Genomic DNA, 11,201 nt, shown 5'->3' with positions numbered 1-11,201 from the left:
GACCAACGCTTATTTGTAGGAAATAGACGCCAGAATACTGCGCTCGCCCTTGAAGGGCTGGCGCGCATGCAACACGGTGTAGTTGCTGATCCAGAGTACATCGCCGTCTTGCCACTTGAAGTTGACGCACAGGTCATCCATCGCCTTGACGGTGGCGTCCATCACGTCTTTATCCATGTAGTCGCCCGTGCCGGTGGTAACCGCTTTGGTGCCCACATTGCGGCTGTCGTTCCAGCCGGTGTAAACCGCCAGTACGGCGTTGAAGAACACCTTTTGCTGGGTTTCTTTGTCGAACTGAATGGCAGGCAGCACGCGGGTGCGGGTCAGCAAGTCGCCGCTTTCGAGCCACTCCCAATCCATGCCCGCTTCGGTCATCACGCGTTCTGCGTCTTCCCGTGTCTGCACCTGGAAGGTGTCTTTCCAGGAGCGGCCAATGGCCGAACCTTTGTCGGTCACTTCCGGCATCACACGAATATAGCGTACGCCTTCGGCTTCCAGACGGTCGGCAAATTCCGGGTTGATGCCGTGAAACGCGCGGTAGATTTCGCCGGAATGCAGAATCGATGTAGCACCACCCGCTTCGGCGGCTTTCTCGCAATAAAAGAAAATGTAGCCCGGCGGGTTAGGAACCTGAGCCATTTCATGGTGAAACGGAATGGTCTCTGACGCCGGTGATTCGTTGGCCGTTACAATGCGCGACGCTGTTACCTGGTTGCGTGGTGCAGCGCCACCAACATACGGCATGTTCTTAAACGGGGTTTGGTCCAGATGGCGCTCGAAGGCATTGGCATCGGTGACCGGGAAGCCCCGAAATAAAATGGCACCGTGCTCAATCAACTGGGTTTTCAAGGCATCTTGTTGCTCAGTGACCCAGGCATCAAACGCGCCTGTGTCAGTCGCCACCGCATCGTTGTGAGGGGTGACCACCAGCGGGAAATCCCGGCCGTTAACCTGCTTTTGCTCCGGAATCTGATCAATTTTTATTGTCATGCTGCCTCCTGGTTGATCTGTAGGGCTGCCTGGAACGGCCAAATAAGCCCGCTGAGCCTGCGATGAGTCCACTCTAGCAACGTCATCTCAAGAAGTAAATCAATAGTGAATGAATTTGTTTCGATCACATCCTATGGAAAAATTCATCTACTATTGATTTACATCAACGAAAAGGCCTGTTAACGTTTTCACTGCCCTGATGAGTGAGGTTCAACAATGACAACAATGAACCGGCATCCGGCACACCAAGGTGCATCGCTATGAAGGCCCTGGTATTGCCGTTGAAAGCCCTGATGACCCTGAACACCGCTATTGCTGCGGTCGGCAAGTTCCTCGCCTGGATCTGCGTGACCCTGATGGTGTCGTCCATCCTGTTCCAGGTGGTGATGCGCTACGTGTTCAACAATGCCCAGCCCTGGCCCGAAGAAGTGGCCCGTGCCTTCATGATGTGGATGATGGCGCTGGTGGCGGCGGCGGCCTACCGGGAAGGCTCGTTCGTTGCCATTGAAATGCTGCACGATTTTCTGCCGCGCGTTGTCGCTGCGCTGCTGAAACTGACGCTTTACCTGGCTGCACTGATCATTCTGTACTTCCTGTTCACCATGGGACTGGAGTTTTTTCAGCGCGGGTTTCGCAGCCGTGCTGCCAGTTTCAACATGCCCCTTGCCTGGGTTTATCTGGCCATGCCGGTGTGTTTCGGCACCATGATTCTGGTCAATATTGAACTGCTGCTCAAAGAAGCTGGCAACCTGATCTTTAGCGATTTCAACGACCGGCTCGGTATCACACCCAAACACGGCAGAGCCGAACTGGCGATGGAGTAAGCAGCATGTTGATTCTATTTTTACCGTTGTTTTTGATCGTACTGCTGATCGGCATGCCGGTGTTTTTCGCCACCCTCTTTGCCCCGGGCTTCATGCTGCTGTGGGAAGGCATGGACCGTGATTTGCCGCTGCTGTTTCGCAACATCTATAACGGTATCGACTCCTTCCCGCTGATGGCCATTCCGTTTTTCATGCTCGCCGGCGAACTGATGAACCGCGGCGGCATTACCTTTCGCCTGGTTGATTTTTCGCAAGCTTTTATCGGCCATGTTCGCGGTGGCCTGGCGCACGTGAACATCATGTCGAGCATGCTGTTTGCGGGCTTGTCGGGTTCGGCCGTGGCGGATACATCGGCGATCGGTTCGATGATGATCCCGGCGATGGAAAAGAACGGTTACTCACGAAAGTTCGCCGCCGCCATTACCGCCGCGTCTTCGGTCATCGGGCCGATCATTCCACCTTCCGGCATCATGATCATCTACGCCTACACCATGGAAGTATCGGTGGCGTCCTTGTTTGCCGCCGGCATCGTACCGGGTGTTCTGATGGGTGCGTCCCTGATGATCATCACGGCGATCATGGCCAAGAAATACGACTTTCCCAAAGCCGGCCACAAATACACCTGGCCTGAGCGGGCCGTTGCTTCGAAAAAAGCCATTCTGCCCTTACTGACACCGGTCATCATTCTGGGTGGTATTTTAGGCGGTATTTTTACACCGACTGAAGCATCGGCGGTTGCTGTCGCTTACGCCCTGATCCTCAGTGTCTGGGTACTGAAATCGGTCAAGTTAACCGATTTGCCACAGGTTTTTGTGCGCAGCGCCATGGGGTCTGCCGTGGTGCTGTTGCTGGTCGGTTCGGCCATGGCGTTTAAAACCGTCGTCAGCCTGTCGCAATCGGCTCAAATTCTGGCGGAGTGGATGCTGACGCTCAGCGAGAATGCGTACATCCTGCTGTTTTTGATCAACATCATGCTGTTCATTGTCGGTATGTTTCTGGATGCCGGCCCGGCGATTATTATTCTCGGCCCAATTCTCGCGCCCATTTTCACCTCCATCGGTGTCGACCCGGTTCACTTTGCGATGATCATGAGCGTTAACCTGACCGTCGGTCTGGCTACGCCACCGATGGGGCTGGTGCTGTTTGTTGCATCCAGCGTTTCCGGTGAACGGGTTGAGTCAATTGCCAAAGCCATTCTGCCGTTCCTGGCCGCTGAGATTGCGGTGATTTTCCTGATCACCTTTGTACCGGAAATTTCACTGACCGTTCCCCGTCTGCTGGGCCTGATGCCATGGCCCGCCTGACGAACCGTACAACGCGCTGTTGTACACACTGAAAGCACGACCCAAAACCACAACAACAACCAACAAGAAAAACACGACAACAAGAGGTAAGAGCCATGCGTTTGAATCGCAAGCAAAAGCTCATCGCAAAATGCGTTGGAGCCGTCACCGGTACCCTGTTAACCCTGGGCATGGGCATTGCCAGCGCGGAAGACTACCGCCTGCGCGCTGTCTCCAACGCCAATGAAAACGACGAAGATTACGATGGCCTCGTCGTCTTCAAAGACTTCGTGGAAGCCCAGTCCAACGGCGCCATTGAGGTCGACATTTTCCTCGGCACCCAGTTATGCGGCAACGGCACCGAGTGCATGCAAGCCCTGGAAGACGGTTCGGTCGATATCTACATCTCAACCTCGGGCGGCGTCGCCAACATGTACCCGTACGTTCAGGTACTCGACCTGCCCTACATTCTGCGCAGCGACCGCATGGCCGAAACTGTATTGCGCGGTGATTTCACCCGCGAAATGCGCGATGCCATTCTGGAAGATTCCAACGACCAGGTTCGTCTGATGACCATTGGTAACACGGGCGGCTGGCGGAACTTTGCCAACACCCAGCGCACCGTGCGCACGCCGGAAGACCTGGAAGGCCTGAAGATCCGTACGGTTGTGGCCGACCTGCCGCAGACACTGACCAGCGGTCTGGGTGCCAGCCCAACGCCGATCCCCTGGCCAGAGCTGTTCACCTCGCTGCAAACCGGTGTGGTTGAAGGTTCCAAGAACGGCATCACCGACATCATGTCGATGAAATTCCCTGAGGCCGGCTTGCAGTATCTGACGCTGGATGGCCACGCTTATATGGCGGCCCTGTGGTACATGAACAACGAAGTGTTCATGGACATGCCGGAAGATCTGCGCCGCGTCGTAGTAGATGGTTTCGATGCATTGCAACAAGCCACCTTTACGTCACCGAAGCGCAAGTCGATTCAGGCGTATCGTGATTTCGCCGAAGCCGGTGGTGAAGTTTACGTGCCGACCCCGGAAGAAAAAGAACAGTTCCTGCAAGCGGCCACGCCAGCATTTGACTGGTTCGTTGAAAACATCGAAGACGGTGAAATGTGGTTGAACCTGCTGCGCAGCGAAGCGGAAGCTGCAGACGCAATAATCAACGAAAGTTACGAACGTGATTTGAACTAAACACAATGTTCGGAGTTTCGGTGAGCTATGTGGCATTGGTCCGCACCGGCCAACTGGAGCAACCCTGTGGGGTCGGCGTGAATCCTTCCATGGAGCCTAGGCTGCAGCATCCATGCTGCGGACTACCCCACAGGGTTGCCCCAGTCCGCCGCTGCTTATTTTCCAGCTAACTCCGAAACCTGAGCGATCAGAAAAGAATTATTGCTGCTTTGCCGCCAATGTCCTTTTGGACCTGGCGGCTTTTTTATGGCTGGTGTCCTGAGTCTGAAATCCGGTGGGTAACTGGCATAAGTGCCTATTGTTAATTCTGTGCCAGGCGGACTGCCGGGTACGTCTACTGGGGGCTCGCTGTGAATACATCCCTGTAAGCTCGGAGACCGCATCCCTGCGGTCTAACGGCCCCCAGTAGACGCACCCGGCAGTCCCTGGTTAACTCGAGGTTGAATCAACGCGAATTTCAGACTCAGGGCACTTACTGCAGCGCCTTCATAAACGCCTGCACCAAAGGTGATTTAAGCGCTTCTGGCGAACACACCCAGGAGAACGACCGTACCAGGGTCAGTTCAGTGTTGAGCGGCACAAAACGGCCAGACCCATCAGCATCCAGTGACAGGTGTGATAAACACCCGGCCCCCAGCCCACAGAAAACGGCTTGTTTAATCGCTTCCTGACGACTCAGGGTGAGCCGTATCTTCGGCTGTAACCCCACCGCCTGCATGGCGGTATCGAACACTTCCCGGGTACCGGAGCCGGGTTCCCGGACGATCCAGTCCAGGGCTTCCAATTGCCTGGTCGACACCCGTTTCTCGTGGGCCAACGGATGATCCCGCGTAACAAACAACGCCAACCGGTCTTCTTGCCAGCGCCGAATCTGCAAATAGTCATGCACCGCAGGCCCTTCGATCAGACCAATTTGCGCCTGACCGGATTCAAGTTGCTGCAGCACCCCCCGGGTGTTCTGAATGTCGATGGCCGGGCGGATGCCAGTATACCGCTCCGTCATCCGGGCCAGAGCGCCCGGGACAACATAGCAGGCAATGGTCGTACTGGCGGCAATTCGCAACTGACCAGCGAGTTCATCGCCCGACCCTTCAGTCAGCCGCTGGCAATCGCTGAGTATCAACCGGACTTGCGGCAGCCGGTCGCGCCCGGCCGGGGTTAACACCAGCTCGCGACCCCGCCGCTCAAACAGGGCCAGGCCCATCTGGCGTTCCAGTTCCGTAATCGCCTGGCTGGCCGCCGATTGACTGATCGACTGCTCCTCAGCCGCCCGGGTAAGCCGCCCCAGCCGGGCGGTGGCTTCGAAGATCGACAATTGGCGCAATGTAAAATTCATAAGCTTTTTTGAACTATCAGTTAAGTTATATCCATTATACTTATCATAGCCGCCAATCTACAGTGGCCACACTAATACAGGAGAAACTCCATGGTGTGGATACTGATCAGTCTGGCTGGCGCAGCGTTATTGCTGTCGCAACTGCCGTTGTTGGCTGGCATCGGCCTGAGCGCCTTGCCATTGGCCGTGCTGATCGGTGCGCTCTATGGCAATTCACCCTGGGCAGCCAAACCCGGTGAAAAAGCCAAGGCCGTATTGGGTTTTGCCCAGCAAAAACTGCTGCGCCTGGGCATCATTCTGTTTGGCTTCAACCTGAGCCTGACCCAACTGGTCGCCGTCGGCTGGCCGGCTCTGGTGGCCGATGCCATCATGATTGTGGTCATCCTCACCTTTGGCATCTGGTTTGGCGTACGCTGCCTTAAAATGAGCCCGGAGCTCGCCTCCCTGGCGTCGGTTGGCAGTGCTGTCTGCGGTGCCGCGGCCATCATGGCGGCCAACCCGGTGATAAAGGGCCGGGATCAGGACGTGACTCTGGCCGTTGCTCTGGTTGTGGTGTTCGGTACTCTGGCCATGTTCACCTACCCGCTTCTTTTTGCCTTTTCCGGGCTGAACCCGGCCTGGTTCGGCATCTATATCGGCAGTACCGTGCACGAAGTGGCCCAGGCAGTTGCCGCTGGCCAGGCCATGGGGGCTCAGACCATGGAATACGCCGTAGTTACCAAACTGGTACGGGTGATGATGCTGGCACCCGTCGTGCTGGTGCTGGCCAGCGTAATTGTCCGCTTGCGTAAGGCGGATACCGATGACAATACCGCCACTAGCCTGCCCATCCCCTGGTTTGTATTCGGCTTTATGCTCGCCGCTGGTATTGGCAGCCTTGGTTGGCTGCCACCGGCGGTGATTACGGCATTGCAATGGCTGGCACAACTGGCTCTGGCACTGGCCATGGTCGCCCTCGGCATCAAGGCACGCTGGTGTGATCTCAAAACCGCCGGCTGGAAGCCCCTGGTGCATGCCAGCGTGTTGTTTGTGCTGCTGTTGGGTGGCGGGCTTGGAGTCACCTCTGTTTTAGTGACCCTGTTCTAACCACACTGCCTTCTGCCAATATCTAGCTCCCCCCCCCATATGGGGGGCCCCATCCGGATAATATAACCGGCTCCGCGCTTCCTTTAAGCTGAACCTTCAAATGACGGTTTCAAGCTTAAGGATCAAGTGCAATGAGACAGTTGCGATCAGGATTTACGTTCACTTCCATCAGCACGATTGCTCTCGGTGTTCTGCTTGTCGCCTGTGGAGGTTCCGGGGGCTCATCTAGCACAAGCCATACGGTTACAGCCGCAGCCCCGGAGGGTGGCAGCGTCAGCCCCCAACGTCTTACTGTTGCCAATGGCGAGACAGCAACCTTTACTGTCTCGCCTGACAGCGGCCTGGGAATCACCAGTGTTGTCGGTTGCGGCGGAACTCTTAATGGTGACCAATACAGTACCGGAGCCGTCACTGCTGATTGCACCATCGAAGCCGGGTTCAGCGCCATCACCCCTGCTGAGCTCAATGCCCGGGCTTACCCTGGCTCAGCAACACTCAGCTGGGACGACAGTGATGCTGAGCGTTTTAATCTCTATTCATCGACAGCACCGGACTGTGACCCGGAAAACTACACGCTGTGCCCCGATGGCACCCTGATGATAGATGTCACCCCTCCTATCACAATAACGGAACTCGACAACGGTCAGAATTACTGGTTTCAACTTGAATCGGAGACTGGTGCTGGCCGCGTTACATCCAATGAAGCGGGTGCACGGCCTGACAAGATAGTTCCCAACTCGTACGTGTATGCCTTCGATCAGGATGATGACGGTATCACCTACCTGGGTGGTGCCTTCAGCATGATGGGACCTCTGACCGGCAATGGCGTTCCAGTCAGTATGATCACTGGTCATCCCGGCGCATTTCCGATAGTAGAAGGGTCAGTTTTGACTGCCGTTTCCGATGGTTCTGGTGGCTATTACATTGGTGGCAATTTCGAAAAAGTAGGGGGAAAACCCCGCACCAGACTCGCCCATATTCGATCAAATGGTACGCTGGGCAGTTGGAATCCAGGCGCCGACGATACCGTTAGGGCCCTGGCACTATCCAACAACCGAGTATACGTGGGTGGAGAGTTTACCTCTATTAATGGCCAGCCCCGAAATCGTCTGGCTGCGGTGGCTACTGATGGACTGCTTACCGACTGGAATCCGAATGCCAGTGACACGGTCTTCAGTATCGCAATTTCGGAAAGCACGGTTTATATCGGCGGTGATTTCACAGAAGTCGATAATCAGCCTCGCAGCCGTATGGCATCCATTGGAACGGATGGCACTGTTACGGCGTGGAATCCGGAGGCAAACAACTCAGTACACGTTCTTGGACTGTCGAGCGATACCGTGTACGTCGGAGGGGACTTCTCGGTGGCTGGCGGAACTTCTCGCAACCACCTCGCTGCCTTCACGGCTAATGGCACACTCCTACCCTGGGACCCAAATGCTGATGGTTCCATCAGGGCCCTGGCAGTATCTGATGATATTGTCTATGTCGGCGGGGTTTTTAACACTATTCGCACACAACAACGCGAATCGCTAGCCGCCATTGGTGCCAATGATGGTTCGCTAAAAAGTTGGGACCCCGGGGTTGAGGGTGGTTCAGTTCGAGCTTTGGCCGTCTCGGGCGATACGCTCTATGCAGGCGGTTACTTTACAACAGTAAGCGGCGAAGAGCGCAGTAGACTGGCGGCATTCGAAAAGGATGGAACTCTCCTCAGCTGGGCTCCCGAGGCCGATAACGCGGTACAAACACTGACAATCTCCGGTAACACGGCTTATGCGGGCGGTTATTTCGAGAGTATCGGCGGACAGGTTCGGAACAACCTTGCCGCTATTGGCGATAGTGGAGCACTCACTGACTGGAATCCCGATGCGAATGATGACGTCGAAGCATTACTTGTCTCGGGTGGCACCGTTTACGCGGGTGGAACCTTCACCAGCGTTAGTGGACAAACTCGAAACCGATTGGCCGCTATTGGAATTGACGGTTCACTCACCGACTGGAATCCAGATGCCGACGGTATTGTTGAAGCATTAGCGATTTCGGACAATACCATCTATGCAGGTGGACGCTTTAATAACATCAGTAATCAGCAACGTAACTATCTGGCCGCCATCGAAACCGACGGGACGCTGACCACCTGGAGTCCGAACTCTGATGACAGGGTCTATACCTTCGCGATTTCTGACAACCTAATTTATGTGGGTGGGCGCTTCTCAAACATTGACGGGCAGGCACGTTCCGGTCTGGCTGCCTTGGAAACTGACGGCACATTGACCGACTGGAATCCGGCTACAAATGACTCCGTCATATCCCTCTCGATTGCAGGCGGCATAATTTATGCTGGCGGTCATTTTGATACGATCAATGGCAGTCAGCGAAACCATCTCGCGGCCTTAACTACCGATGGCACACTCGCCGGCTGGAATCCAAACGCTGATGACGTTGTTTGGTCACTTGCCATATCCGGGAGCACTGTTTATGCAGGTGGCAGGTTCTCCAGCATCCTGGGCCAACCTCGAAACAGTCTGGCCGCAATTACCAGTGATGGTGCACTCACTGCGTGGAATCCTGATGTCAGTGGAGTAATTAATGGCGGTGTTTACGCACTTTCCATTTCTGAAACAACACAGACAGTAACAGTCGGCGGTGCATTTACACACGTCAACGCATATTTCTCTCCCCATTTCTCGTCTCTGCCTTTGGCAGGTCAGTAGTCCGTAATGCAATTCGAACCGCATAAACCGGACCTGGGCACTCCGGGTACCTTCTCCATAGTAACGTTTAAGGATTAGAACTGTGAATTCCAATAAAGACTCTGACATGTTGAAAACTCTGCGTCTGTCTGGCGTTTTACTTCTGGGGCTTACGTTGCTGGCCTGTGGAAGCGAAAGTGACAGCAACGACGATGACAACGACACCAGCGATAACAGTAGTGGCAACCAAAGTGCCATCACATTACCCGATGCACCCACTTTGTCACTCACCGGACAGAGCATAAAAACATTTGCATTCAACTGGCCGGAGGTCAGTGGAGCAACCGGGTACCGCTTGCTTGAAAACCCCGATGATGTCTCTGGCTACCCGGAAATAGCCAGCATCGCGGCAGATGCGACCAGCCACGAACTCGACGTATTCCTGCCCGGGCGAATAAACGCCAGCTACATTCTGGAAGCGTGCAACAGTGACGGCTGCACTGATTCTGATCCGGTGTTCGTTGACACCAATCTGGCTGAGGCGGTGGGCTACTTCAAAGCATCGAATGCGGACGAGGATGACCAGTTTGGCTACAGCGTCGCCCTGTCTTCTGACGGCTCAACCATGGCGGTTGGCGCCAGAGAAGAGCAAAGCTCGGCAACGGGTGTTGAAGGGAATCAGGACGATAATTCAGCCAATGCCAGCGGCGCTGTTTACGTGTTTCAAAAAGACGGTGACAGTTGGCAGCAACAAGCCTATGTGAAAGCGTCCAATACCGATGGCGTCGATTGGTTTGGAGAAGCGTTAGTGTTGTCAGACGATGGCGATACCCTGGCTGTGGGTGCCCGCCTGGAAGACAGTGGCGCGAAGGGCGTCAGCGGAATCCAGAGCGACGATTCAGCCAGCGACAGCGGGGCCGTCTATGTGTTCGTGCGTGATGGCGATGACTGGTCACAACAGGCGTATCTCAAGGCCTCCAACACCCGCGAAGATCATGAATTCGGGTTCAGTGTTTCGCTGTCCGGTGATGGTGACTTGCTGGCCGTGGGCGCGCGTTATGAGGACAGCGCTGCCACAGGCATAGATGGCAACCAGCTCGATGATTCGTCGTTCAAGAGCGGTGCTGTTTATGTCTTCAGTCGCAGCAGCACGACCTGGAGTCAACAAGCCTACATCAAGGCGTCCAATACCGATGCCGGCAACGATTTTGGCACCAGCGTTGCGCTGTCAGCAGACGGACAAACCCTAGCGGTGGGCGCAGACAAGGAAGACAGCTCCGCGACCGGTATCGACGGCGACGAATCCGATAAGAGTGAAGGCCAAAGCGGTGCCGCCTATGTGTTCGTTCATGATGGCACAAACTGGAGCCAGCAAGCTTACATTAAAGCCTCAAACACCGAAGCCAATGACTGGTTCGGCAACAGTGTGACGCTCTCGGCCGATGGCAATACGCTGGCCGTTTATAGTGGACCCCATGATTTAGACCACGGGCATAGGTAGAATGCCACGACCAAGCAGGAGTAGTAACGTGGCGAGAAAACGGTTCAGTAGTGAGTTCAAGGCCAAGGTCGCAATGGAGGCTATCCGAGGCGACAAGACAGTCGCTCAATTATCTTCGCAGTGCGGCGTACATGCCTCTCAGATCAACACCTGGAAGAAAATCGCCCAGGAGCGACTGGTGGAAGCCTTCGAACGCGGCAGTAGCCAACCCGACCCGAAAAAGCTGGAAGCTCGGGAAGACCATCTATATCAACAAATTGGCAAGCTGCAGGTCGAGGTCGAGTGGCTTAGA

At 55.3% G+C, this 11,201-nt stretch carries 9 protein-coding genes; 7 read left to right on the top strand and 2 right to left on the bottom strand.

All coding sequences use genetic code 11. The annotated features are described in order from the left end of the window. Positions 1–9: 9 nt before the first annotated feature. On the bottom strand, positions 10–990 hold the full coding sequence (locus G565_RS0122195; RefSeq protein WP_028672733.1) for a TauD/TfdA family dioxygenase: 981 nt from the start codon (positions 988–990) through the stop codon (positions 10–12). A gap of 260 nt (positions 991–1,250) precedes the next feature. Here G565_RS0122195 and G565_RS25595 point away from each other — a divergent pair, with 260 nt between their 5' ends. From G565_RS25595 to G565_RS0122180, 3 genes are all read left to right on the top strand, one after another. Continuing rightward, positions 1,251–1,814, top strand: coding sequence for a TRAP transporter small permease (locus G565_RS25595; protein ID WP_084649532.1), 564 nt, complete (start codon positions 1,251–1,253; stop codon positions 1,812–1,814). 5 nt (positions 1,815–1,819) lie between these two features. Continuing rightward, positions 1,820–3,118, top strand: coding sequence for a TRAP transporter large permease (locus G565_RS0122185; protein WP_028672732.1), 1,299 nt, complete (start codon positions 1,820–1,822; stop codon positions 3,116–3,118). Positions 3,119–3,213: 95 nt separating this feature from the next. Continuing rightward, positions 3,214–4,293, top strand: coding sequence for a TRAP transporter substrate-binding protein (locus G565_RS0122180; protein ID WP_037341172.1), 1,080 nt, complete (start codon positions 3,214–3,216; stop codon positions 4,291–4,293). Positions 4,294–4,765: 472 nt separating this feature from the next. On the opposite strand, the gene G565_RS0122175 is transcribed toward G565_RS0122180, so the two are convergent. Next, complete coding sequence (locus G565_RS0122175; RefSeq protein ID WP_028672730.1) at positions 4,766–5,629, bottom strand: LysR family transcriptional regulator; 864 nt, start codon at positions 5,627–5,629, stop codon at positions 4,766–4,768. 90 nt (positions 5,630–5,719) lie between these two features. Between G565_RS0122175 and G565_RS0122170 the strand changes: the two genes are divergently transcribed. From G565_RS0122170 to G565_RS0122155, 4 genes are all read left to right on the top strand, one after another. Next, positions 5,720–6,715 carry a YeiH family protein gene (locus G565_RS0122170; RefSeq protein ID WP_028672729.1) on the top strand — a complete coding sequence of 332 codons (996 nt, stop codon included), beginning with the start codon at positions 5,720–5,722 and terminating at the stop codon, positions 6,713–6,715. Positions 6,716–6,846: 131 nt separating this feature from the next. Further along, the gene (locus tag G565_RS0122165; RefSeq protein ID WP_028672728.1) at positions 6,847–9,429 is read left to right on the top strand and encodes a WD40 repeat domain-containing protein; all 2,583 of its coding nucleotides are present in this window, start codon (positions 6,847–6,849) and stop codon (positions 9,427–9,429) included. Positions 9,430–9,535: 106 nt separating this feature from the next. Next, positions 9,536–10,909 (top strand): hypothetical protein, encoded by a 1,374-nt coding sequence (locus tag G565_RS25590; RefSeq protein ID WP_084649533.1) that lies wholly within the window; start codon positions 9,536–9,538, stop codon positions 10,907–10,909. A gap of 73 nt (positions 10,910–10,982) precedes the next feature. Continuing rightward, positions 10,983–11,201, top strand: a 219-nt coding sequence (locus G565_RS0122155; protein WP_425413991.1) for a transposase, incomplete at its 3' end; no start/stop codon positions are given.

The sequence above is a fragment of the Saccharospirillum impatiens DSM 12546 genome (assembly GCF_000423605.1).
In the GTDB taxonomy this organism is placed as follows: Bacteria; Pseudomonadota; Gammaproteobacteria; order Pseudomonadales; family Natronospirillaceae; genus Saccharospirillum; species Saccharospirillum impatiens.
This window is presented reverse-complemented; position numbering and strand designations above follow the sequence as displayed.